The sequence below is a fragment of the Actinoallomurus liliacearum genome (assembly GCF_039542035.1).
GTDB classification, from domain to species: domain Bacteria; phylum Actinomycetota; class Actinomycetes; order Streptosporangiales; family Streptosporangiaceae; genus Actinoallomurus; species Actinoallomurus liliacearum.
Genome location: NZ_BAABHJ010000012.1, coordinates 206567 through 230104 on the forward strand (window position 1 = coordinate 206567; position 23538 = coordinate 230104).

The window sequence follows — 23538 nt, forward strand, 5'->3', positions numbered from 1 at the left end:
GTCGATGAGGGAGGCGCCGTGGGCGAGTTCGTACGCGTGGAGGTCGAGGGGGCCGTCGCCACGATCCGGCTGGACCGGCCGAAGGTGAACGCCCTGAACGCGCAGGTGGTGGCCGAGCTGGCCGAGGCGGCGCGGGCCGTGGACGCTGACCCGGCCGTCCGGGCCGTCGTGCTGTACGGCGGCGAGCGGGTGTTCGTGGCCGGGGCGGACATCAAGGAGATGGCCGAGCTGCCGTACGCCCAGGCCACCGGGCACGCCCGGGCGCTGCAGGACGCGTTGAACGCCGTGGCGCGGATCGGCAGGCCGGTCGTCGCCGCGATCACGGGCTACGCCCTCGGCGGTGGCCTGGAGCTCGCGCTGTGCGCCGACTTCCGCGTCGCCGGCGAGTCGGCGAAGGTCGGTCAGCCGGAGATCCAGCTCGGCGTCATCCCCGGCGCCGGCGGCACCCAGCGGCTGCCCCGGCTGATCGGCCCGTCCCGCGCCAAGGACCTGATCTTCACCGGACGGCACGTCGGTGCCGAGGAGGCCCTGGCGATCGGCCTGGTGGACCGGGTCGTGCCGGACGACCAGGTGTACGCGGCCGCCACCGAACTGGTCGCGCGGTACGCCGAGGGCCCGGCGGTCGCGCTGCGCGCCGCCAAGCAGGCGATCGACGCCGGCCTGGAGACCGACCTGGCCACCGGGCTGGAGATCGAGCGGCTGCAGTTCGCGGGCCTGTTCGCCACCGAGGACCAGAAGAACGGCATGCGCAGCTTCGTCGAGGAGGGCCCCGGCAAGGCGCGGTTCACCGGCCGCTGACCGGGAGGGCCAGGAGGGAACCCGGCGTCCGCTCCGGACGTCACAGGACAGATCGACGCGTCCGGCCGGACGCGGGGAGAGGGGACGGGGTGCCGAGCGAACCATTGCCGCCCGCGGCTCAGGCGCGGCTCGACCAGGCCCGGCAGGGCGGCACTTGGACCTCCGGCCTCACCGTGGACGAGTTCGCGGCCCTGCGAGCCGTCGGGTTCGAGCCGGTCGGCCAGGTCATGGGCAGCACGGTCTACAACCTGGGCCGGTTCTACCGCGCCTCGGTGAACTGCGGGTACGTGCCCGCCCTGTTCGGTGGCGGCACCACCACGATCACGTCGAGTGGGCCCGCGTGGCTGGGCGGCTTCGGCGCCTACATCGACACGCTCTACCGGGCCCGGCGCACCGCCATGGACCGGATGGCGGCCGAGTGCGCCGCCCTGGGCGGTGACGGCGTCGTGGCCGTCGATCTGACGATCGCGCCGTTCCAGGGAGCGGCCCAGCACCTGGAGTTCCAGGTGCTCGGCACGGCCGTGCGCGCCCGTGGGCCCGTCCGGCCGCGCCGGGTCTTCCTGTCCCATGTCGGCGGGCAGGAGTTCGCGAAGCTGATCGAGACCGGCTGGGTGCCGGTCGACCTCGCGATCGGCGCCTCCGTCGGCATCCGGCACGATGACTGGCGGACGAACCGGTCGGCCCGCCGGTTCGCGGCCGCGCAGGAGGTCGGCGGCTGGACCGAGCTCGTGGCGATGACACGGCGCGACGCTCGCAAGCGCCTGCACGCCGACGCCAAGCGCACCGGCGCCGACGGCGTCGTCGTCTCCGACATCGACCTGCGCGTCGAGGAACGCCCCTGCACCGTCTCCGACCACCAGCACGACCACATCGTCGAGACCACGATCCTCGGAACCGCGATCGCCGAGTTCCGCGTCCCGCACCGCCCGATCCGCCCGTTGAACATCATGAGGTTGTGACCAGATGACCGATCCCGTCGCCCAGGGAGTTCCCGCCGACGCGATGACCCGGCTCGCCGAGCTGCGGCCAGGCGCGCCCGGGGCGCTGTTCACCAGCGACCTGTCCGTGAACGAGTTCCTGCTCGTCCGGGAGGCCGGGTTCCGCCCACTGGGGCTGGTGCTGGGCAGCTCGATCTACCACGTCGGCATCCAGGTCGGCCGGTGGAGCAAGAACATGGAGCTGGACCAGCTCTCCGGCGCGATGTACCACGCGCGGGAGCTGGCGATGACCCGCATGGAGGCCGAGGCCGACCAGCTCGGCGCGGACGGCATCGTGGGCGTCCGGCTGCGCGTGGAGTTCCGCGACTTCGGCAGCGACATCGCCGAGTTCATCGCCATCGGCACCGCGGTCAAGGCCGACGACACCTCCCAGAACTGGCGGAACAACAAGAACCAGCCGTTCACCTCCGACCTGAACGGCCAGGACTTCTGGACCCTGATCCAGGCCGGGTACGCGCCGCTGGGCATGGTGATGGGCACCTGCGTGTACCACGTCGCGCACCGCCGGCTCGGCTCGGTGCTCGGCAGCGTGGGGCAGAACGTCGAGATCCCGGAGTTCACCCAGGCGCTGTACGACGCGCGGGAGCTGGCGATGACCCGCATGCAGGCCGAGGCGCAGGCCCTGCACGCCGAGGGCATCGTCGGCGTCTACCTCGACCAGTTCCACCACCAGTGGGGCGGCCACACGATGGAGTTCTTCGCGATCGGCACGGCCGTCCGGCCGCTCCGCGCCGATCACGTCATCGCCAAGCCGCAGATGGTGCTCGGGCTGGACCGCTGATTCACTGATGGCCATGGACTTCGACATGGTGGCCGCCGCGCTGCGCCGCGACACCGCCGACCTCGGGACGTACGCCCGCGTGCTCACCGGCACGCTCGCCGACGCGCTGCCGCCCGGCTGCGTGACCGTCGACTACGAGCGGAGCCTGGGCGATCGCCTGCGCGGCCGCGACGGGCGGGCCCACCGGATCGTCGTCCGGCTCGGCGAGCGCACGCTGTTCCTCACGGCCGGGAACGGCGGGCGGCCGACGGGCGAGATCCACCACGAGGTACGCGGCGTCGTGCTGTCCCGGGACCAGGTGACGCTCGACGTGTGGGTACGCGCGCTCACCGAGGAGCTCATCGCCCAGGCCGAGGCGGACGCCCGTGCCGCCGAGGCGCTGCGCCGCCTGGTCACCGGCGGCTGACCCGCGGACGCCCACGATGTACGGTCGAGGCGCCGTTTTCGTGAAGGGAGTCGTCAGTGCGGGTGTTCGTCTCGGTCGACATGGAGGGCGTGTCCGGGCTCACCGATCCGGATGAGATGCGGGCCGGCGGGCGCGGCTACGAGCGCGGCTGCGAGCTGATGACCGCCGACGCGAACGCCGCGGTGGCCGGGGCGTTCGACGCCGGAGCGGACGAGGTGATCGTCACCGACGCGCACGGCAGCACGAAGAACATCCGCGCCGACCTCATCGACGAGCGGTGCACGCTGATCCGCGGGCCGTACCGTCCGCTGCGCATGGGGCAGGGGCTCGACACCGGCCACGACGCGGCGATGTTCGTGGGCTACCACGCCCGCGCGGGCGTGCCGCACGGCGTGCTCAACCACACGTGGATGGGCTATGAGATCCAGAACCTCTACCTGAACGGCGAGATCTGCGGCGAGATCCGGCTGATCGCCGCGCTGGCCGGGTCGATGGGCGTGCCGGTCGCGCTGGTGGCGGGCGACGAGGCGGCGTGTGCGGAGGCCCGCGAGGTGCTCGGCGACGTCGAGACGGTCGCGGTGAAGAAGGGCATCGACCGCTACTCCGCACAGATTCTGCCGCCTGTCCGCGCGCAGGCCCGGATCCGGGAGGCGGCCGGCCGCGCCCTCGGGGACCTGAGCCGCCGCCGCCCGTACACGGTGCCGTCCCCGTACACGCTGGGCATCGACTGGGCGTCCACCGCGATGGCGGAGTCCTGCGCCATGATCCCGGGCATCAAGCGGCTCGGCCCCCGGTCGGTCGAGTTCACCACCGACGACTACGCCGACATCCTCGGGGTGCTCGGCATCATGGCCTCGATCGGCGGCAGCGTCGGCTGCACCGGCCAGCACTACGGCTGAGCGCCGGCCGTACGGGTCGGCCCGTACGGCCGAGAGCCCTGCCACACCGGACGGCGCCACGGATCACGGTCGGTAGGGTGACGTGCCATGTGGGGACTTTCGCTCGAGCCCGCCCTTGACCGTACCGATCTGCTCGCCGCGCCCGTGGCGGACGCGATCCGCGCCTGGAAGGGCGAGGACGCCTTCCAGGCGGCCGAGATCGACCCGGAGCTCGCCGACACCGCCGCGTTCTGCGAGCGGTACGGCACTCCGCTCGACGCGTCGGCCAACTGCGTGATCGTCGCCGCCAAGCGGGGCGGCGAGGTGCGGCTCGCGGCGTGTGTGGTGCTCGCGACCACGCGCGCCGACGTCAACGGCGTCGTACGGCGCCGGCTCGACGCGCGGAAGACCTCGTTCGCGCCGCAGGAGCAGGCCGTGGCCGAGACCGGCATGGAGTACGGCGGGATCACGCCGTTCGGTCTGCCCGCCGAGTGGCCGGTCCTGGTCGACCGGGCCGTCGTCGAGACCCCGCATGTCGTCGTCGGCAGCGGGGTGCGGCGTTCCAAGCTGGTCGTGCCCGGCACGGCGCTCGCCGCGCTCGCCTCGGCCGAGGTCATCGAGAGCCTCGCCCGCTGAGCTCCGGCGACCCTTCGGGCCGGCACCGTTCGGAACCTCCGGAGCGCATCCAGCGTCAAACCGGGCATGAACGCGACGGGAGTTGCGCCACTCGGCTCGTACGAGCTGCGGGAGCGGGTCGGCGAGGGGGCCACGTCCGTGGTGTACCGCGCCACGGACCGGTTCGGGCGGACGGTCGCGGTGAAGGAGCCGCGGCGCGAGTTCGCGCACGATCCGGCCGTCCGCCGTCGCCTGGCCCGCGAGGCCCGGACGATGGCGCGGGTGCGCAGCCCGTACGTCGCCGAGGTGTTCGACGCCTGCCTGGACGGCGACCGTCCCCACCTCGTCACCGAGTTCGTCCCGGGGGTGCCTCTCCGGGACCTGGTGACGACGTACGGGCCGCTGTGGGAGGAGGCGCTGCGGGGCTTCGCGGAGCGGTTCGCGCGGGGCTTGGCGGCCGTGCACGGCGCCGGTGTGCTGCACCGGGACCTCAAGCCCGGAAACGTCATGGTGCTCGGCGGCGTGCCCAAGATCATCGACTTCGGCATCGCGCGGGACGCCGGGACCGAGGAGGCCACGCAGCCGGGCGTGCTGACCGGGACGCCGGGCTACGTCGCGCCCGAGCTGATCGACGGCGGCCGCTGCAGCGAGGCGTCCGACATCTTCTCGTGGGCCGCGACCGTGGCGTTCGCGGCGACGGGCCGGCCGCCGTTCGGGGCCGGATCGCTGCACGGCGTCTGCTTCCGGGTGCTGCGCGGGGCCGCCGACCTGGACGGCGTGCCCGAGGCGCTGCTGCCGCTGCTGCGCCGGGCCCTGTCCCGCGACCCGGCCGAGCGCCCGGCCGCGTCCCGGCTGGCGGGCAGCCTGGCCGAGCGGCGGCCGGTCCCGGCTTGGTGATCGGTTCCGCCAGGGAGGCCGTGAGGTGACACATGCCCAGGTATCGTGACGCTTCTATGGAGGGGGTAGAGACGTCCGGCGAGAGCATCGGCCGATACCGCCTGGTCGAGAAGATCGGGGAAGGCGGGATGGGGGTCGTGCATCTCGCCACCGATCCCTTCGGCCGCAAGGTCGCCGTCAAGGTCCTGCGGCCCGGCGTCGCCTCCGACCAGACGGCCCTGCGGCGGCTGGCCCGCGAGGTCGACTCCATGCGCCGGGTGCACAACCCGCACGTCGCGGAGATCGTCGACGCGGACGTCACGGCCGAGCCGCCCTATGTCGTCACCCAGTTCGTCCCCGGCCGGACCCTGGAGCAGACGGTCCAGGACGACGGCCCGCTGCGCGGCGAGGCGCTGCAGCGGCTGGCGACGGGGCTGGCCGTCGCGCTGACCGCCGTCCACGACGCCGGCATCGTGCACCGGGACCTGAAGCCGGGCAACGTCATGTTCCTGGAGAACGGCGAGCCGGTCGTCATCGACTTCGGCATCGCGCAGGGCGTCGACGCGACCCGGCTGACCGCGACCGGGCTCGTCATCGGTACTCCCGGCTACCTCGCGCCCGAGATCATCGAGGGGGAGGACGCCGGCGCGCCCGCGGACGTCCACGCCTGGGCCGGCACGATCGCGTACGCCGCGACCGGGCGGGCGCCGTTCGGCGGCGGCACGTTCGAGTCGATCTTCTACAAGATCATGGAGGGGCGGCCGGATCTGGACGGCGTCCCCGAGGCGCTGCTCCCGGTCGTCCGCGCGGCGATGGCGCGCAACCCGGCCGAGCGGCCCACCGCGCACGCCCTCGTCGAGCTGACCAGGCGCATCGACGTCGACGCCACCCGGCTGGACCCGCCGTCGTCCCATACCAAGCGGCTCACCGCGGTCTCGGCCCCGCCGCCGGCCCCGGCCCCGGCCCGCCCGCGCGACTTCGTGGGCCAGTTGCCGCCGGCGCCGCCCCCGCAGCCGTACGCCCGTTCCCCGTACGGCCCGCAGGGGCGGGAGAACGCGCCCGGATACGCCCCGCCCCCGCCGAAGCCGCAGCGCCCGCCGAAGCCGCCACGGCCGGACGAGCCGAAGCCGTACGGCGTCTACCGCTTCCTCAGCCTGCTGCTCCTCGTCGGCGGGGTCGGGCTGTCCCTCGTGACGCCCACGATCGCGCTGATCGTCGTGCTGGCCGTCCTTCTCGTCCTGCGGACCGCCGACCGCGGCCACAAGGAGCTCAGTTCCAAGCGCACCCGGCGCGGACCGCGCTCGGGCGACCTGGCCGCGGTGATCGTCAAGTCGCCGTTCACGGCGGTCCGGGCGGCGCTGGGCATGCTGCTGGTCAGCCCCCTGGCGATCATGGCCGGCACCGTCGTGCTGCTGATCGGGCTGGTCGCCAAGTCCGCGCTGCCGATTCCGCGGGCGGTCGCGCTGGGCGCGGCGGCGTTCGTGATCGTGCAGTGCCTGGGGCCGGGCAGCGAGCCCGCGCGCCGGCAGCTCGCCCGGTTCTGGGGCGCCGTGCTGCCGCGACGCAACCAGGCGCTGATCGCGCTGGCCGTCATAGGATTCGTCGTCTTCCTGATCGTGTCCTTCGCGCTCAGCCAGACGCCGGATCTGCGGCCGTTCGCCGGCGGGTCGTTCACGAGGAACCTCGCTCACGTGCGCTCCGGAATCCGGAGCCTGCTCGGCGGCTGACCCGGGCGGCACCCGACAAAGGAAGATCGAACCATGCCAGTGGAGGACGCCTCGGTGGAGAAGGTCGGCCCCTACCGGGTCGTGGCGACCCTCGGCGAGGGGGGCATGGGCGTCGTCCATCGGGCGGTCGACGACATCGGCCGCGAGGTGGCCCTGAAGGTCGTGCGGACGGAGTACACCGAGGACACGACCTTCCGGCGGCGGCTGGCCCGCGAGGTCGACACGATGCGGCGGGTGCGGAGCCCCTACGTCGCCGAGGTCCTCGACGCCGACGTCGCGGCCGAACGCCCCTACATCGTCACCCGCTTCATCGACGGCCACCCGCTCGACGGCGTGGTCCGGGCGGCCGGGCCACTGTCCGGCGGGCCGCTGGCGCGCGTGGCGGTCGGCCTGGCCGAGGCGCTGGTCGCCATCCACCGGGCGGGCGTCGTCCACCGGGACCTCAAGCCGAACAACGTCATGATGGTCGACGGGGCGCCGGTGGTGATCGACTTCGGCATCGCCCACGGGATGGACGCCACCCGGCTCACCCAGACCGGAATGGTCGTCGGCACGCCGGGCTACCTCGGGCCGGAGATCATCGACGGCAAGCCGCCCGGCCCCGAGGTCGACGTCTACGGGTGGGCGGCGACCGTCGCGTTCGCCGCGACCGGGCGCGCGCCGTTCGGGGGCGGCTCGCTGGAGGCGGTGCTGGCCCGCATCCTCACCGGCAACCCCGACCTCGACGGCGTCCCGCCGTCCCTCGAACCGCTGCTGCGCATGGCCCTCGCCCGCGACCCGGAGGCCAGGCCGGCCGCGGCGGAACTGGCGGGCCGGGTGCGGGTGCTCGACCTCGGCGCCCCACCGCCCATCGGCGCGACTGCCATGGGCCCGTCCGCTGACGCCGCGGGCCGCACCGGGACGCCGCCGAACTCCCGGCCCTCCGGCCCCTTCGCGGCGGCGCGCGCTTCCGAGCCGCCGGCGGGCCCGCCGTCCGGATCGTTCCCGCCCCATCCGGCGCCGCGTGTGGCGCTCGGCTGGTACAAGCTGCTCGCCTACCTGGTGATCCTCACGGCCGTGGCGGTCTGCGCCGTGGCCCCCGTCGTCGGCCTCCCCGTCGTGGTGGCGGGCGCCTGGTACCTGCGGGCGGGGGACTCGGCCGTCCGCTCCCGCCGGACGCCGGTCCGTGGGGCCGAGGACCTCGCGCTGGCGCCCTTGCGCGTGCCGGAGTCGCTGAGCCGGTCCACCGGAGCGCTGGTGCCCGCCCTGCTGTACGCGGGCGTGGCGGCGGCGGTGACCGCCCTGGCGCTGCTCGTCTGGTCCGCCACGCACTCCCTCTCCTGGCCAGACGCCGTGGCCCGGTGGAGTGCGGCGGTGTTCGCCTGCGTGACGCTCGCGGGTCCCGGCGTCATGGCGCCGCGCCGCCAGCTGGTCCGGCTGCTGTCGGCGGTGGCCCAGAGGCCCCGGCAGGCCGCGTCGGTGGGCCTGTGCCTGGCCGGGATCACCTCGCTCGCGGTCGCGGCCGGGTGGCTGGCCCGGCCGCGCTGGTGGCCGATCGGCGACCGGGCCGGTGCCATCGCCGAGCTCACGGACCGGATCGCCACGCTCCTGAATCACTGACGCGCGGCGGGTCCCCTCGGGGCGGACCACATCGGCACGGGTTCGCGGACACCCGCGGTGCGTCCCCGCTCGGGTGGACGACGCCGCCACGGGCTCGCGGACACGCGCGGCGTGTCGGCCGCTTCGCGCCGGTCGGACCCCGTGGCACGGTAGTGTGGCATCGCCTTCACGTCCGCCCGATGCGGGGACCCCAGCGACATTTTCGAGGAGGGAACGGCGTTCCTCTCCGGCCCGATGGCCGGGGGCACGCGCCGCGCACCGATGACGTGGGATGAGACATCCGGCGCGGTCTCCGACCCGCCGCTGGAGGCCCAGGAGACCGTCGACGCCGTCGTCGAGGGCTGGTCACGGCTCTTCACGTATCTCGTCGTCGCGAGCGTGTTCGGGCTCGCCGTCATCACGCCGTTCTTCGGGCTCCTGCTGGCGCTGGCGGGCGCGTCGTACCTACGGGCCGGGCAGGCGCACGCGCGCCGGCATCCCGCGACGCCGCTGCGGCTGACGGTCGGCCCGCTGACCGCGCCGCTGGACCTGATCCGCGGCGTCGCGGGGACGTTGCTCACCGTGCCCTACGCCGTGGTGTTCGCGGTCGTCGTGCCGATGGCGATCATGGCGGCGGCGGCCGTCGACGTCCAGGTCGCGCCGCTGGTCGCGGCGGCCTGGGGGGCCGGGGCCGCGGCGTTCGTCCTGCTGGCCGCGCCGGGCGTCCGGGTGCCCCGCCGGCATCTCGTGCAGGTGTTCATCGCGCTCGCCTCGGGACCGCGCCGGATCGCGGTGATCGGAGCGCTCCTGTGCGTGGTGACACTCGCCGTCCTGGCCGCGGCGATCGTGCTCAGGCCGACCTTCGCCCCCATGTACGAGCTGGAGAACACCATCGCCCAGGAGCTCTCCCGGTTCCAGACCTCGATCCAACAGCGCGTGTCGTGACCGGGGGCCCGCCGGGCCGAACATTTACGATCATGCGGTAGCCCGTCGACCGCGGAATCCCCCCAATGACGTCCCTGCGCGAGAGTCTCGGCCCCTACCGGCTCCTTGAGGAGATCGGTGTCGGCGGCATGGGCGAGGTGCACCTCGCGCTGGCCCCGGACGGCAGCACGGTCGCGGTCAAGATCCTGCATCCCGCCGTCGCCCGCGATCCGCTGGCCCGCCGTCGCCTCGAACGCGAGGTCGCGACGATGCGCCGGGTCCGCAGCCCGTACGTCGCCGAGGTGGTCGACGCGGACTTCACCGGCCGCCGTCCGTACGTCGTCACCAGGTACGTCCAGGGCCGCTCCCTGGACATGTGCGTGCGCCGCGACGGCCCGATCCGGGGCACGGGGCTGCTGAGGGTGGCGCGCGGGCTGGCCCGCGCGCTGCACGTGATCCACGCGGCCGGGGTCGTCCACCGCGACCTCAAGCCGGCCAACGTGATCCTCGTCGACCGCGATCCGGTCGTCATCGACTTCGGCCTCGCGCACGTGCTGGACGCGACCCGGCTGACGCGTACCGGCACGGCGATCGGCACGCCCGGCTACCTGGCCCCGGAGATCCTCGACGGGGAACGGGCCGGACCGGCCGCCGACGTCTTCTCCTGGGCGGGCACGGTCGCGTTCGCGGCCACCGGCCGATCGCCGTACGGGCCGGGGCCGGCGCAGGCGATCTTCTCCCGCGTGCTGCGCGGCCGCCACGACCTCCGCGGCGTGCCGGGCGGGCTGCGGGCGACGCTGGAGGCCGCGCTGGCGCTCGACCCGGAGTCGCGTCCGGGCACGGGCGACCTCCTGGAGGAGCTCGCGGTGCGGAACCGGCCCCGGCCGACCGTCGTCCCCAGCCGACCGCCGGCGACGGCCGCCCCGGCGCCGGACGGCCGGACTCGAGTCGGCCCGGCTCCGGACGGTCGGGCTTCGGCGGGTCGGGCGCCGGTCGGTTCCGCTCCGGCGGACCGGTTCCGGGAAGCGGACCGGGCATCGGGTGATCCGGTCGTCGAGGCGGCCGCCGTCCCGGACGCTCCCGCCGCCCCGATGGCGGGCGAGCCTCCAGGCCCGGAGGAATTCCCGGTGGGGGAGCGGCCCGTCGAGTCCGGCTCCAAAGGCCGGCGCCGCGGTCTGCCGTCGCGCCTGCTGCGGGGAACGGTGGCGCTCGCCGTTCCGGCCGCCTGCTACGCCCTGCCGGTCCTGGCCGTCGCGACGATCCTGTCGGCCTGTGCCGCGGGCTACGCCTGGGACGCCATCGCGCGCGCCCGCCGCCGGACGGCCGCCCGGGTCGGCCGGCTCGCCCGTCTGGGGTCGGTCCTCGCCGCTCTCGTCGCGGTTCCGGCGCAGACGGTGGTGCGGCTGGTGGCGCTGGTCCTCGCCATGGTGGTCGGGTACGGCGCGGTGCTCGGGATCACCTGGTGGTCGGTCGTGCCGCGCGACCGGGCCCTGGCGCTGCCCCTCGGCGTGCTCGCGGTCGCGGCGGCGCTCGTGCGCGCACGCTACGCCGCCGAACACCGTCGGGTCCGGCTGGCCCTGGCCGTGCTGGCCGCCGGAACGCTGGCGCTGGCGGTGGTCGGCATCCCGTTCCCGGCATGGTGGCCGGTCATCGTGCCTTGATCGGGGCAGACGGACTTTGCGGAGTCGCTACCCGTGGGTAACATCGGGGGCGATGCGAGGGGATGCCCCGGGGCCGAATCACTTTCGGGCGTTTGGCAGGCTTGGGGCGTCCAACGCGTCAGCCCGCGTCGCCCGCAGGGGCGGCGCCCGTCGTGCCGGAGGAGCGCGTAGATGAAGTGTGCAGGGAGGGCGGACACCATATGAACATCGTCGTCTGCGTGAAGCAGGTTCCCGACACGGCGACCGAACGCAAGCTGCGGTCCGACGACAAGACCCTCGACCGTGAGGCCGCCGATGGCGTCATCAACGAGCTCGACGAGTACGCCGTCGAGGAGGCCCTGACCATCAAGGAGGCCCACGGCGGTGAGGTGACCGTCCTCACCATGGGTCCCGAGAAGGCGTCGGAGTCGATCCGCAAGGCCCTGGCCATGGGTGCCGACAAGGCCGTTCACGTGTCGGACGAGGCGCTGCACGGCTCGGACGCGCTGTCGACCTCCTACGCGCTCGCGCAGGTGCTCAAGAAGATCGGCTTCGACATCGTCATCCTCGGTGCGGAGTCGACCGACGCCCGTACGGGCCTGCTGGCCGCGATGCTGTCCGAGCGGCTCGGCGTGCCCCAGGTGACGCTGGCCAACAAGGTGGAGATCGACGGCTCCTCGCTCAAGGCGCAGCGGCTCACGGACTACGGTTTCGACCGTGTCGAGGCGAGCCTTCCCGCCGTCGTCAGCGTCGTCGAGAAGATCAACGAGCCGAGGTACCCCTCGTTCAAGGGGATCATGGCGGCCAAGAAGAAGCCGGTCGAGAAGCTCGCCGTCGCCGACGCCGAGATCGACGCCGCCAAGGTCGGGCTCGCCGGAGCCTCGACCGAGGTCGTCGACTTCGCCGACGCGCCGCCGCGCGAGAAGGGCCAGATCGTCAAGGACGAGGGCGACGGCGGCGTGAAGGTCGCCGAGTTCCTCGCGTCCAAGAAGTTCATCTGAGAGGCGGGGAAATGGCGGAGATTCTCGTCCTCGTCGACCATGTCGACGGAGAGGTCAAGAAGGTCACCTTCGAGCTGCTGACGCTCGCGCGCCGGCACGGCGACGCCGCGGCGGTATGGATCGGCCCGGGCTACGAGGGCGCCAAGGACAAGCTGGCCGAGTACGGCGCGGCCAAGGTCTACGTCGCCGCCGACGAGGAGCTGACCTCCTACGTCGTCGCGCCGAAGGCCGAGCTCCTTGCGCAGCTCGTCGCCGACACGTCGCCGGCGGCGGTCCTCGTCGCCGCGACGGGCGAGGGCAAGGAGATCGCGGGACGTCTCGCGGTCAAGACCGAGTCCGGCGTCCTCACCGACGTCGTCGACGTTGCGGACGGTTTCGTCGGCGAGCACTCGATCTTCGGTGGCGCGATCGTCTCGCACGCGAAGGTGTCGAAGGGCACGCCGATCATCGCGGTGCGCCCGAACTCCACCGCCCCCGAGGCCGCGCCGTCGACGCCGGCCGAGGAGCAGGTGTCGGTGACGCTGTCCGACGCGGCCAAGGCGGCCAAGGTCGTCGAGAAGGTCGTGCAGGAGAAGGGCGAGCGCCCGGAGCTGACCGAGGCCGCGATCGTGGTCTCCGGCGGCCGGGGTGTCGGCGGCGCCGACAACTTCAAGCTCATCGAGGAGCTGGCCGACTCGCTCGGCGCGGCCGTCGGCGCCTCGCGCGCCGCGACCGACGCCGGCTGGTACCCCCACACCTTCCAGGTGGGCCAGACCGGCAAGACGGTGTCGCCGCAGCTGTACGTCGCGGTCGGCATCTCGGGCGCCATCCAGCACCGGGCCGGCATGCAGACCTCCAAGACGATCGTCGCGATCAACAAGGACCCGGACGCGCCGATCTTCGAGCTGGTCGACTACGGCATCGTCGGCGACCTGTTCCAGGTCGCCCCGCAGCTCACCGAGGAGATCACCAAGCGCAAGTGACCTCGCGCGCGACGACGCCCCGGCGGATCTCCCGCCGGGGCGTCGCCGCGTTCGGGGAACGTCAGTGTGCGGTCGGAGTGGTGACGGGCGCCCCGGGCGCGGTGGGGGTGGCGACGGGTGCCCCGGGCGACGGCGGGCCCTGGTGCACCCGGCGGGTCGGGCCGACGAACAGCAGGACCTGGTCCTGCGCCCACGGGACGGCGTCGTGCACGAACCATCCCGGCTGCACCTTCGTCGGCGGCACGCCGTTCTGGTACGGCCGGTTGTCGCCGTTCCCCGCCTCGTACCGATACTGCGGCACGGTGACGTGCCGCTTCTTCAGCGTCGCCAGGACCTCGGCGACCGTGCGGCCGCGGTACGTCAGCCCGTGCATCACCTCGCCCGGCGCGTCGACCGGGGCGGAGGAGCTGTACTGCTCGCCGGGCCGGGCCGCCCGTCCGAACACGACCGTCGCGTGTTCCTTGTAGTCGATCGGGATCTTCACGCCGACCGGGCACTCGTCACCGCCGCCTCCGGTGCGGCACTTGCCCCGCGCCGTCATGTCCTTGATCGCGCCCTCCGACATCACCACTGTGCCGACGATCGACGGCGACGCCGGGACGAGCCTCAGGTCGATGTTCATCCCGTGCGCGGCGAACTCCTTCCGGTACCGCGCCGGATCGGCGAGCGGGTCCTTGACCTTCACGATCAGGTACCGGCCCTGGGTGGAGAAGGTCAGCGCCGCCAACTGGATCTTCGGCGAGACGCTCCGCACCGCCTGCGGCGTCTGCCTCTGCGGGGACGGTGAACCGGACAGCACGGACGCGGCGACGACGGACGCGGCGACCCCCGCCGCGGCCAGCGGCAGGCCGATGACCAGGGCCCGGCGGCGCCGTGCCGGTCGTCTCTCCGGTACGGCGGTGGACGTGATCCGCTCGGCCAGGTCGCTCTTGGTCCTCGGGCTCACCATGTGGGCCGCCTCCTCGTCCGTGACGGGCGCCAGTCGCCCGATCAGCTCTTCGTGGTTCATGCGTGTTCCCCCTTCGCGATCCGCGCGTGGTGGTGGGTCTCCGCGCGGGTCTCCCGGGCTTCTCTGGCCTCCCGGTCCGCGAGCGCGCGGGCGAACCGCTTGCGCGCGCGGTGCAGCCGGATCCGTACGGCGTTGCGCGAGCAGCCGAGGACCGTCGCGATCTGTCCGGCGTCCAGGCCCTCCCAGCCGACCAGCGACAGCAGCTCGCGGTCGTCCTCGGACAGGCCGCGGAACGCGTCGGCGACCGCGCCGGACGCCTCGCGGTCCTCGATCGCCTGGACGGAGACCTCCAGATCGGCGCGCAACCGGTCGCCGAGAGCCGTGCGCCGCCTTTCCCCGCGGCGATGGTTGGCGAGGACCCGCCTCGCCACGCCGTACAGCCAGGGACGGGCCCCGTCGCCGGTGGGTACGTCGTCGAGCCGCCGCCAGGCGATCAGGAAGGTCTCGGCGAGGACGTCCGCGGCGTCGTGCCCGTTCTCGGTGCGTCGCATGACGTAGCCGAGAACGGGGTCGTGACAGGCCGCGTAGATCTCCGCGAATCTTCGCTTCCTGTGGTCGAGAGGTTCCAAGCCTCTCTCCTCTCGCTCGGGTACCGGCCCGCGCAGTGCGTGCGCTCACCCCGAACCTGTCCGGCCGACCCGTAACATTTCGCGGAATGATCACCTATGTCCGGGCAGTTCGCCGCTCCTGGGCGGAACCTCGCCGGGATCCGTACTGGCTCGCGGGCGCCTTCCTCGTCGCGTACGCGGCGTTGTCGCTCGCGCGGTATCGCCGCATGGCGACGCTGTCCTGGGACCTGGGGATCTTCGAGCAGGCCGTCCGCGGCTACGCGCACCTGCGCGCCCCGATCGTGGACATCAAGGGCCCCGGCGCGAACATCCTCGGCGATCACTTCAGCCCGATCATCGCGCTGCTCGCACCGCTCTACCGGATCTTCCCGACGCCGGTCACCCTGCTCGTCGTCCAGGCGGCGCTGTTCGCGTCCGCCGCCATCCCGATCACCCGGGTCGCGGCGCGCCTTCTCGGGCGCGGGCGGGGCCTGGCGATCGGCGTCGCCTACGGGCTGTCCTGGGGCGTCCAGCGCGCGATCGAGTTCGACTTCCACGAGATCGCGTTCGCCATGCCGCTGCTCGCCCTGTCGCTGGAGGCGATCCTGCGCGGGCGGTGGTGGGCGGCGATGGCGTGGGCGCTCCCGCTCGTCCTCGTCAAGGAGGACATGGGGCTGACGGCCGCGGCGGTCGGCCTCGTCGTCGCCCTGCGGGCGCGGCGGAACCCCGCCGCCTCCCGGGTCCTCCCGTGCGCGGTCGCGCTCGTCGCGTTCGGGGTGGCGTGCACCGTCCTCGCCCTCCTGGTGATGATCCCGGCGTTCAACCACGGCGGCGACTACGGGTACTGGCAGAAGCTGACCGGCCATGGCGTGTCCGGGGCCCGCCACGTGCCGCCCGGCATCGCGGTCCGCACCGTGCTGTGGATCCTGGTGCCCACCAGCGGCCTGTACGCGCTGCGGTCCCCGCTCCTCCTCGTCGCGGTGCCGACGATCGGCTGGCGCCTGGCCTCGCAGGACGCCCACTACTGGGGTCTGGACTGGCACTACAGCGCCGTGCTGATGCCGGTCGCCCTCCTGGCGCTCGTGGACGCGGTCGCGCGGACCCGGGCCCGTACGGACGGGCCGCGCTGGGCACGGGAGTACGCGTCCCGGCTCCCGGCCGCGGTGGCGGTCGCCGCCCTCGCGCTCACGACGACCCTTCCGCTGGGGACGCTCCTGCACTGGGGGACGTACCGGGTCGACGCCCGGACCGTCGCCGTGAAGAGGCTGCTCCGGAAGATCCCGGACGGCGCGACCGTCGAGAGCGACGTTCTGCCGATCAGCCGGTTGACCCGGCGCACGACGGTCTACTGGATCGGCGCCGCCAAGGGCGTCACCCCGGACTACATCACGTTCCGGCTGCGGTCGCCGGACGACGGGGATCCGCTCGACCTCTCCCACCACCTCCATCCCAACGCGAACTACGACGAGGTCGCCCGGGCCGGCGGCTACATCCTCCTGGCCCGAGACAAGGAGGGCCCGGTCGCCTGGAGAGGGTCCTGAAACGCCGGACGAGGTGCCGGACACCCAGGGAACGAAGGCCGCCGGCTCGTGGCGGTCCCGTCCCTCGAAGGAGATCCCTTGGCACTCGTCAGAGCCGCCCTGGCCCTCGGAGCCATGGCCGCCCTCACCGCCGCCCCGGTCCAAACGGCCCACGCCGCACCGCGACCGGCGACGTCCACGCCGGCGGGCAAGGCGCGCGACCTCAAGAGCCCGATCGTCGCCGGAAAGCCGATGCGCAAGCCGGTCCCGCTGGGCAGCCGGAGGTTCGCGGGGCCGACCGCCACCGTGAAGGTCGACCTGCTGGACCGTAAGGGCGCCGCGCCGTCGACGGACGACGCGCCCTTCGTGGCCTTCATGGCGCTCGGCGGTGGTGACTCGTACTCGGCGACGCCGGTCGACGGGCACGTCGAGGGAACCCTCCCCACGGGCGACTACGCGGTCTACACGCGCGTCCAGACGGCCGGGGACACCGGCGGCACGTCGACCACCCTCGTCTACCTGTCGAAGGTCTCCGTCACCGAGGACACCTCGCTCACGCTCGACGCCCGGAAGGGCCGGCCCGTCACGGCGTCCTCGGACCGCGCCGACGCGCGGATGACGAACCTCACCGTCCAGTTGACCCAGAACCTCGGAGACGGGCCGGAGACGGTCGCGCTGGACGGAGGCACGAACTTCTACATCACCCCGGCCGGAACCGACGGCGCGCTCACCTACCACCTCCAGGCGCAGCTGACCAGGAACGGCGCCGAGACCGGCAGTCCCTACGTGTACGACCTCGCCACCTCCGCGCCCGGCATTCCCGCGAACCCGGCCCTGCGGACCCGGACGAGCGCGCTGGCGGCCGTGCGGACCCCGTACCTCGCGGAGGGCGGACCGGCCTGCGGCGGAACCCACGCGGGCGCCAACTGGGGCGGTGTCGTCTATATGCCCTGGACGGAGCTCGGCGCGCTTCCGGTCACCCGCACCGAGTACTTCACGCCGGGGGTCGACTGGCGGGTCGACGAGGACGTCACCGGCGCCGACTGCGGGTTCGCGTTCGACGACACCGACGTCAGGTACCGCACGGTGAACTTCCCGAGCGCCGGGTCGTACACGCGGGGCTGGAGCGCCGCGCCGCTCGGCCCGTCGGTCGGCAAGATCTACTGGAGCACCAACGGCCCGGGCGGGGAACCGGCGCTGATCATGTCGATGCTGTCCTCCGCCGACGCGAAGAGCCAACTCGGCCCGTACGCGCACATGACCGGCACCTCGACCCTGCGCGACGCCGCCGGGAACGTCGTGGCCACCAGTGACGAGCCGGGTACGGCGCAGGACTGGGCCGCCCCCGCGCCGGGGAGGTACACGCTCACGATCGACGCCGAGCGCGCCGCCCCCTGGTCCGACCTCGCCACCCGCCAGCACGACGTGTGGAACCTGACCGTGGGCACCGGCCCGCAGGTGGCGCTGCCGGCCCTGCGGTACCGCATGCCACTGGACGCGAACAGCCGGGGAGCGGCGGGCGCCGACCAGTCGGTCAGCGTGGTGCCGGACGGCACCGACGGGACGCCGACGCTGCGCGTCTCCTACGACGACGGCGCGACCTGGAGCGACGTCGCGCTGCACACGGACGGTTCGGTCTGGACCGGCGTCGTTCACAACCCGTCGTCCGGCTACGTGTCGCTGCGCGGCGCCGTCGCCGGCGTGGTCGACCAGACGCTGATCCGCGCGTACGGCGTCCGCTGAACAGCGACGAATTCTGACGTTTCGGTTGACGCGGCATGACGGGCCGGAGCACTCTTCCCCGAGTCGATTTGATCTTGGGGGAAGCGTCGAATGTCCAACCGACGTCGTGCGATAGGGGCGGGGGCCGCCCTGGTGGCGGCCCTCGCCGCCGGCACCGTCTATGTCCAGCAGTCCTCGTCCTCGTCATCGGCGGGTCTGCAGTCCTCGTCCTCGCAGACGCGGCAGGTGGCGTACGCCGCCGCGGCGAAGCGGTACAAGGTGCCGGAGAGCGTCCTGCTCGGCGTGTCGTACCTGGAGTCGCGCTGGGACGCCAACGACGGCCTGCCGAGCGTGAGCGGTGGGTACGGCCCGATGCACCTGACCCAGGTCGCCGCCGCCTCGGGACGCGGGGTCGAGCAGGGCGGCGGTGAGGACCTCGGCACGGCCGCCGCGCCGAAGACCGCCGCGGCCTCCTCGGATCCTCAGACCCTGCCGGAGGCGGCCAAGCTGACCGGCGTCGACGCGGCGAAGCTGCGCACCGACCCGGCCGCCAATATCGCGGGCGGGGCGGCGCTGCTGGCGAAGTACCAGCGCGACGCGCACAAGCCGCTCGGCGTCGACCCGGCGCAGTGGTACGCCGCCGTCACCCGCTACGGCGGGAGCGCCTGGTTCGCCGACGAGGTCTTCTCGGTGATCCGCTCCGGCGAGACCCGGACCACGGACGACGGCCATCGGGTCACGCTCGCCGCCGACCCGAAGGCCGCCCCGGCGGCCTCCCAGGGCGTGAGCGCCACGGCCGCGGCCACCGACTGCCCGGCGAGCCTGAAGTGCGAGTGGATTCCGGCGCCCTACAAGCAGCTGGACTCGAAGGACCCCAGCAAGTACGGCAACCACGAGACGGCGAACCGGCCCGCCCAGCAGAAGATCGACTACATCGTCATCCACGACACCGAGTCGTCGTACGCGTCGGCGGTGAAGTCGGTGCAGGACCCGACCTACCTGGCGTGGCACTTCACGATCCGGTCGAAGGACGGGCACGTCGCCCAGCACGTGCGGGTCAAGGACGTCCCCCGGCACGCCGGGAACTGGTACGTCAACTCGAAGTCGATCGGCATCGAGCACGAGGGCTACGTCGCCAAGGGCACGTGGTTCACCGAGGCGATGTACCGCGCCTCGGCGAAGCTGGTCGCCCACCTGGCCGCGACCTACGGCGTCCCGCTGGACCGCGGGCACATCCTCGGCCATGACAACGTGCCCGGCCGGGCCATGAGCGCCGTCTCAGAGATGCACCAGGATCCGGGCCCGTACTGGGACTGGGCGCACTACTTCGCCCTGCTCGGCAAGCCGCTGAAGGGTGCGGCCACGCTCCAGAGCCGGGTGATGATTCTGCCGGACTATGCCAAGAACAAGTGGGCCTACACCGGCTGTGACTCCGCTCACCCCACGGCGAAGTGCCCGTCGCACGGCGGCGCGTCGATCATTCTGCGCTCCGCGCCGAGCAAGACCGCCCCGCTGGTCAAGGACGTCGGCGCGCACCCCGGAAGTGGCAAGGCGACGATGAGCGTCTACGACCACTCCGCGCGGGCGTCGACCGGCCAGATCTACGCGGTCGCCGAGAAGAAGGGGGGCTGGACGGCGATCTGGTACCTCGGGCAGAAGGCGTGGTTCTACAACTCCAAGGCCCTTCGGAGGGCCGTCGCCGCGCCGGGGCAGATCGTCACCCTGAAGAAGTCCGCGCAGATCTGGGGCATGGCCTATCCGGCGAAGCTCTCCGTCACTCCGCCGGCGGACCGGGTCGCCGAGCCGCTGAAGTACACGGTCGCCGCTGGACAGAAGTACGCCCTCCTCGGCACCGAGACCGGTGAGTACTTCCACTCCGTCACCTACGACAGCGCCAAGCACGTGGTGTACAAGGACGCGACGAAGTACTACGAGATCCAGTTCGGCCACCGCGCGTACTTCGTCAAGGCCGAGGACGTGACGGTCTCGACCGTCGGTTAGCTCATACTCATGCGCCGGGACTCCGCGGGGTCCCGGCGCATCCGCCGCCGTACCGCCGTGACCCCCGTAGTGGGAGGTCACGGCGGTGCCGGGTGTCCTCAGGACAGATGGGCGGGCCGGGCCCTCGCCGCCGGGCTCTCGTGCCAGAGCCGGTCGAGAGCCGTCACGACGTACACGTAGTTCTTTCCGGGCTCGGCGGTCGGGTCCGTGAAGGACGTCCCGCCGGTCACGGCGATGCGTGAGGTGGCGCCGACGCCGCACCGGGCGGCGGCCGGGCCGTCGAACCGGTAGACGGCGTACCGCGCCGCGCTCGTGACAGGCCGCCAGGTCACGGCGGAGCCCGCGACGGCGGGGTGCGGCCGCTGCGGGGCGCGTCCGCCGAGCCTCGGCATCAGCGGGACCAGCGCCGGGCGCGCGTAGTGGTCGGCGACCATCCGGCTCACCGCGCCGAGCCGGTCGGCGTCCATGTCCTTGGCGCTGAAGTGGATGTCCCCGGCCACCTGCGGGTAGCCCTGGTCGAACGTCAGGTGCCGGGACAGCTCCGCCGGGTCCTGCCAGGGCGCGGCCTGTCCGGCGGCGCCCTCCCGATAGTCGGCCTGGCCGATGTAGAGCTGCACGCCGGTGCCGTCGACCTGGCGGGCCCACCAGGGGACGAGCTTGGCGTAGTCGGCGACGGCGAACCCGATGTACCAGTAGATCTGCGGGGCGAGGTAGTCGATCCACTGTTTCTTCACCCAGCCGCGGGTGTCGGCCGAGATCGCGGTGTAGGACTCCAGGCCGTTCGTGTCCGAGCCGTCGGGGTCGGAGCTCTTGTTGCGCCAGATGCCGAACGGGCTGACCCCGAACTTCACCCACGGCTTGAGGGCGTGGATCCGGCGGTCCATCTCCTGGATCAGCAGGTCGATGTTGTGCCGCCGCCACGCTGCCTTGTCGGTGAACCCGGAGCCGTACTTGGCGAACGTCGCATCGTCGGGGAAGTCCGCGGTGCCGCTCGGGTAGGGGTAGAAGTAGTCGTCGAAGTGGACGCCGTCGATGTCGTAGCGGCGTACCGCGTCGAGCATCGCCCGCTCCACGAAGTGGCGGACGTCGGGGATGCCGGGGTCGTAGTAGAGCTTGCCGGCGTAAGGGTGCGTCCAGTCGGGATGGCGGCGGGCCGGGTGGTCCGGTGACAGCAGGCTCGGGTCGGCCTTCATCAACACCCGGTAGGGGTTCATCCAGGCGTGGAACTCCAGGCCGCGCGCGTGCGCCTCCCGTACGAGGAAGGCGAGGGGGTCGTACCCCGGGTTCTTGCCCTGCGTGCCGGTCAGGTACTGGGACCACGGCTCGTACGGCGAGGGCCAGAACGCGTCGGCGGTCGGCCGTATCTGCACGAACACCGCGTTCAGGTGGCGGGCCACGGCGTTGTCCAGCAGGCGGACGTACTCCGCCTGCTGCCGGGCGACGGACAGGCCGGGCGCGGACGGCCAGTCGATATTGGTGACGGAGGCGATCCACACGCCCCGCAACTGGCGGTTCGCGGTGGCCGGGGCGGGGCAGGAGGTCGTGGTCCGGGCGGTGGCGGGGGTGGTCAGCGGTCCGGCGGCGAGTGCGCCGCCGAGCAGCGCGGCGGTGGTGAGAGACAGGACGCGGCGAAGGATCATGTGGCTCTCCTCAGGCTCTGGAAGAGAACTTACGATCTTCGGCTATCTGATGTAAATCATTCACCGCGTCCTGTCTCGGCGAGTCCGCGCGCCGGTCAGGCCGCCAGGCGGACCTTCTCGGGCTCCACGTCCCGCTCGGTCGCCACGACCATGAAGCGGCGCGCCGGGACGAACCGGGCACTGGCCGCGATCAGCAGCGCCAGCACGACCGCGAGGCCGAGCCCGACCCGCAGCGAGGCGGCGTCCGCCAGGAAACCGATCACCACGGGTCCCAGGACGAGGCCGCCGTACCCCATCGCGCCGACCTGGCCCACCGCCGAGGCGGACCGGCCGGGCACCACCGAGCCGGCCACCGAGATCGTCGTCGGCACCACGGTGCAGACCATCAGCCCGGCCAGCCCGAACCCGACGAGGGCGAACGGCGTCGCCGGGGCGAGGACGACGATCGAGACGGCGGCCGCCGTGCCCAGCCCCGCGTACGTCAGCATCCGGCGGGTGCCCAGCCGGGCGCGGACGCGGTCGCCGACGAGCCGGCCGCCGAGCATGGCGGCCTCGAACAGCGGGTAGGCCAGGGCGGCCACCGCCTGCGTGGCGCCGAGCTCCCGGTTGAGGAAGAGCCCGCTCCAGTCCGCGATCGTGCCCTCCATCATGAAGGCGACGAACGCCAGCGCGCCGATGAGGTAGACGACGAGCGGCAGCCGCGCGCGGCCCTGGCCGCTCGACGCGGGCGCCCGGTCGTCGATGTACGTACGGCCCAGGACGATCGTCAGGGGGAGGGCGATGATCGCCCCGCCGACGAGCGTCTCGCCGAACGACAGCCCGGCCGAGGCGCTGAAGGAGCCGATCAGGCCCCCGGAGATGCCGCCGGCGCACCATCCGGCGTGCATGCTGTTCATGACCGGCCGGCCGTAGGACCGTTCCACGGCGCTGCCCTGGGCGTTCATCCCGATGTCGGTCAGGCCGAACGTCATGCCGAACAGCGCGACGGCGACGAACAGCAGCGGCCGGGTGGGCGCCAGCCCGACCAGCGCCACGCTGACCGCCGTCAGCGGCGCGGCGACCCGCAGGACCGCGGTACTACCCAGCCGCGCCATGACGCCCCGCAGCCCCTGCATCGCGATGATCGCGCCGATCCCCCAGACGAGGATGGCCATCCCGACGTCGCCTTCCCTCATCCCGAACTTGTCCGCGAGGGCCGGCGTCCGTGACACCCAGACTCCGCAGAGCATGCCGGCCAGGGCGAACGTCAGCACGGTGCCCAGGCGGGCCCGGACGAGGACGCGAGACGTCATGATTTCACCTCTCTCTTTTTGCCGTGGTGCGCACGGAAAGGACCGGCACCCCCGATGGGCGCCGGTGTGGTCGTTCGTGGTCGGTCGGCCGCTAGAGCGAGCCGAGCAGCCGTTCGCGCAGCGTCTCCAACTGCGCCTCGTCATAGAGGCCGGGGTCGTGCATCACGACCTCCCAGAGCCCCTCTGCCGCCAGCCGCGCGATCTGCGCGGCGATCGGATTCGGATCGTCGGCGGGGTCCCGGTCGTGCCAGCGGTGCATCGCCTCGCGGATCTGGGCGAGCAGGGCCGGGTCGGCCGCCGCCGCGCTGACCGTCGCCCATCGTCGCAGCAGCCGCGACTGGTCGCGGTCCATGACGACGGCGAAGTTCGCCTCGACGAAGGCGCGGGTGTACGACCCGGGGCCGCCGGTCTCGTACGAGGCGATCAGCGCGTCGAACTCCTCGATCAGCCGCTCCACCAGCCCTCTGATCAGGGCTTCCTTGTTGGGGAAGTGGTAGAGCAGCCCGCCCTTGCTGACCTGGGCGCGCTCGGCGACCGCGGACAGCGTGAGCGCCTGGGTGCCCTGCTCGCACAGCAGGGCCTCGGCGGCATCGAGGAGGGCATCTCGTTTCATGACAGTCTT

General features: G+C 72.9%; 21 protein-coding genes. 16 read left to right on the plus strand and 5 right to left on the minus strand.

All coding sequences use genetic code 11. From position 1 onward, the window contains the following. The first annotated feature begins 18 nt into the window (after positions 1–18). The 13 genes from ABD978_RS21485 (at position 19) to ABD978_RS21545 (ending at position 13184) form a co-directional block, all read left to right on the plus strand. Complete coding sequence (locus ABD978_RS21485) at positions 19–798, plus strand: enoyl-CoA hydratase/isomerase family protein (protein ID WP_345357162.1); 780 nt, start codon at positions 19–21, stop codon at positions 796–798. Positions 799–887: 89 nt separating this feature from the next. Then, complete coding sequence (locus ABD978_RS21490) at positions 888–1757, plus strand: heavy metal-binding domain-containing protein (RefSeq protein WP_345357165.1); 870 nt, start codon at positions 888–890, stop codon at positions 1755–1757. Positions 1758–1761: 4 nt separating this feature from the next. Next, entirely contained in the window at positions 1762–2577 is an 816-nt protein-coding gene (locus tag ABD978_RS21495; protein WP_345357168.1) for a heavy metal-binding domain-containing protein, read from the plus strand. A gap of 13 nt (positions 2578–2590) precedes the next feature. Further along, a complete protein-coding gene (locus ABD978_RS21500; RefSeq protein ID WP_345357171.1) occupies positions 2591–2983 on the plus strand; it encodes a hypothetical protein in 393 nt (130 codons plus the stop codon). A 56-nt stretch (positions 2984–3039) separates the two neighbouring features. Continuing rightward, on the plus strand, positions 3040–3882 hold the full coding sequence (locus ABD978_RS21505; RefSeq protein ID WP_345357173.1) for a M55 family metallopeptidase: 843 nt from the start codon (positions 3040–3042) through the stop codon (positions 3880–3882). A gap of 87 nt (positions 3883–3969) precedes the next feature. Further along, on the plus strand, positions 3970–4497 hold the full coding sequence (locus tag ABD978_RS21510) for a YbaK/EbsC family protein (RefSeq protein ID WP_345357176.1): 528 nt from the start codon (positions 3970–3972) through the stop codon (positions 4495–4497). Between the two features lie 66 nt (positions 4498–4563). Then, on the plus strand, positions 4564–5373 hold the full coding sequence (locus ABD978_RS21515; RefSeq protein ID WP_345357179.1) for a serine/threonine-protein kinase: 810 nt from the start codon (positions 4564–4566) through the stop codon (positions 5371–5373). Positions 5374–5429: 56 nt separating this feature from the next. Next, a complete protein-coding gene (locus ABD978_RS21520; RefSeq protein ID WP_345357182.1) occupies positions 5430–7079 on the plus strand; it encodes a serine/threonine-protein kinase in 1650 nt (549 codons plus the stop codon). Between the two features lie 33 nt (positions 7080–7112). Further along, positions 7113–8678, plus strand: a complete 1566-nt coding sequence (locus tag ABD978_RS21525; RefSeq protein WP_345357185.1) for a serine/threonine-protein kinase — start codon at positions 7113–7115, stop codon at positions 8676–8678. Between the two features lie 234 nt (positions 8679–8912). After that, a complete protein-coding gene (locus tag ABD978_RS21530) occupies positions 8913–9602 on the plus strand; it encodes a hypothetical protein (RefSeq protein ID WP_345357188.1) in 690 nt (229 codons plus the stop codon). A gap of 65 nt (positions 9603–9667) precedes the next feature. After that, entirely contained in the window at positions 9668–11242 is a 1575-nt protein-coding gene (locus ABD978_RS21535) for a serine/threonine-protein kinase (RefSeq protein ID WP_345357191.1), read from the plus strand. 200 nt (positions 11243–11442) lie between these two features. After that, complete coding sequence (locus tag ABD978_RS21540) at positions 11443–12222, plus strand: electron transfer flavoprotein subunit beta/FixA family protein (RefSeq protein WP_345357194.1); 780 nt, start codon at positions 11443–11445, stop codon at positions 12220–12222. An 11-nt stretch (positions 12223–12233) separates the two neighbouring features. Then, positions 12234–13184 (plus strand): electron transfer flavoprotein subunit alpha/FixB family protein, encoded by a 951-nt coding sequence (locus ABD978_RS21545; RefSeq protein ID WP_345357197.1) that lies wholly within the window; start codon positions 12234–12236, stop codon positions 13182–13184. A gap of 61 nt (positions 13185–13245) precedes the next feature. Here the strand turns inward: ABD978_RS21545 and ABD978_RS21550 are convergent, their stop codons facing one another. Next, positions 13246–14193 (minus strand): hypothetical protein, encoded by a 948-nt coding sequence (locus tag ABD978_RS21550; RefSeq protein WP_345357200.1) that lies wholly within the window; start codon positions 14191–14193, stop codon positions 13246–13248. Beyond that, complete coding sequence (locus tag ABD978_RS21555) at positions 14190–14762, minus strand: RNA polymerase sigma factor (protein WP_345357203.1); 573 nt, start codon at positions 14760–14762, stop codon at positions 14190–14192. Before ABD978_RS21555 ends, ABD978_RS21550 begins: the two co-directional genes overlap by 4 nt. 86 nt (positions 14763–14848) lie before the next feature. Here ABD978_RS21555 and ABD978_RS21560 point away from each other — a divergent pair, with 86 nt between their 5' ends. The 3 genes from ABD978_RS21560 to ABD978_RS21570 all read left to right on the plus strand — a co-directional run bounded on the left by ABD978_RS21560 (position 14849) and on the right by ABD978_RS21570 (position 19984). After that, the gene (locus tag ABD978_RS21560; RefSeq protein WP_345357206.1) at positions 14849–16282 is read left to right on the plus strand and encodes a DUF2079 domain-containing protein; all 1434 of its coding nucleotides are present in this window, start codon (positions 14849–14851) and stop codon (positions 16280–16282) included. Positions 16283–16360: 78 nt separating this feature from the next. Further along, on the plus strand, positions 16361–18004 hold the full coding sequence (locus ABD978_RS21565; RefSeq protein ID WP_345357209.1) for a hypothetical protein: 1644 nt from the start codon (positions 16361–16363) through the stop codon (positions 18002–18004). A 90-nt stretch (positions 18005–18094) separates the two neighbouring features. Then, on the plus strand, positions 18095–19984 hold the full coding sequence (locus ABD978_RS21570) for an N-acetylmuramoyl-L-alanine amidase (protein ID WP_345357212.1): 1890 nt from the start codon (positions 18095–18097) through the stop codon (positions 19982–19984). Between the two features lie 98 nt (positions 19985–20082). Here the strand turns inward: ABD978_RS21570 and ABD978_RS21575 are convergent, their stop codons facing one another. The 3 genes from ABD978_RS21575 to ABD978_RS21585 form a co-directional block, all read right to left on the minus strand. Further along, on the minus strand, positions 20083–21624 hold the full coding sequence (locus tag ABD978_RS21575) for a glycoside hydrolase family 10-like protein (RefSeq protein WP_345357215.1): 1542 nt from the start codon (positions 21622–21624) through the stop codon (positions 20083–20085). A 95-nt stretch (positions 21625–21719) separates the two neighbouring features. Beyond that, on the minus strand, positions 21720–22916 hold the full coding sequence (locus ABD978_RS21580; RefSeq protein WP_345357218.1) for an MFS transporter: 1197 nt from the start codon (positions 22914–22916) through the stop codon (positions 21720–21722). A 91-nt stretch (positions 22917–23007) separates the two neighbouring features. Beyond that, a complete protein-coding gene (locus tag ABD978_RS21585) occupies positions 23008–23529 on the minus strand; it encodes a TetR/AcrR family transcriptional regulator (RefSeq protein ID WP_345357221.1) in 522 nt (173 codons plus the stop codon). Between the last annotated feature and the right edge of the window lie 9 nt (positions 23530–23538).

Coding starts and splice junctions, on each gene's coding strand:
- ABD978_RS21495 (WP_345357168.1), top strand. CDS start 1,762: ATGACCGATCCCGTCGCCCAGGGAGTTCCCGCCGACGCGATGACCCGG.
- ABD978_RS21500 (WP_345357171.1), top strand. CDS start 2,591: ATGGACTTCGACATGGTGGCCGCCGCGCTGCGCCGCGACACCGCCGAC.
- ABD978_RS21510 (WP_345357176.1), top strand. CDS start 3,970: ATGTGGGGACTTTCGCTCGAGCCCGCCCTTGACCGTACCGATCTGCTC.
- ABD978_RS21515 (WP_345357179.1), top strand. CDS start 4,564: ATGAACGCGACGGGAGTTGCGCCACTCGGCTCGTACGAGCTGCGGGAG.
- ABD978_RS21520 (WP_345357182.1), top strand. CDS start 5,430: ATGGAGGGGGTAGAGACGTCCGGCGAGAGCATCGGCCGATACCGCCTG.
- ABD978_RS21525 (WP_345357185.1), top strand. CDS start 7,113: ATGCCAGTGGAGGACGCCTCGGTGGAGAAGGTCGGCCCCTACCGGGTC.
- ABD978_RS21530 (WP_345357188.1), top strand. CDS start 8,913: ATGGCCGGGGGCACGCGCCGCGCACCGATGACGTGGGATGAGACATCC.
- ABD978_RS21535 (WP_345357191.1), top strand. CDS start 9,668: ATGACGTCCCTGCGCGAGAGTCTCGGCCCCTACCGGCTCCTTGAGGAG.
- ABD978_RS21540 (WP_345357194.1), top strand. CDS start 11,443: ATGAACATCGTCGTCTGCGTGAAGCAGGTTCCCGACACGGCGACCGAA.
- ABD978_RS21545 (WP_345357197.1), top strand. CDS start 12,234: ATGGCGGAGATTCTCGTCCTCGTCGACCATGTCGACGGAGAGGTCAAG.
- ABD978_RS21550 (WP_345357200.1), bottom strand. CDS start 14,193: ATGAACCACGAAGAGCTGATCGGGCGACTGGCGCCCGTCACGGACGAG.
- ABD978_RS21560 (WP_345357206.1), top strand. CDS start 14,849: ATGATCACCTATGTCCGGGCAGTTCGCCGCTCCTGGGCGGAACCTCGC.
- ABD978_RS21570 (WP_345357212.1), top strand. CDS start 18,095: ATGTCCAACCGACGTCGTGCGATAGGGGCGGGGGCCGCCCTGGTGGCG.
- ABD978_RS21575 (WP_345357215.1), bottom strand. CDS start 21,624: ATGATCCTTCGCCGCGTCCTGTCTCTCACCACCGCCGCGCTGCTCGGC.
- ABD978_RS21580 (WP_345357218.1), bottom strand. CDS start 22,916: ATGACGTCTCGCGTCCTCGTCCGGGCCCGCCTGGGCACCGTGCTGACG.
- ABD978_RS21585 (WP_345357221.1), bottom strand. CDS start 23,529: ATGAAACGAGATGCCCTCCTCGATGCCGCCGAGGCCCTGCTGTGCGAG.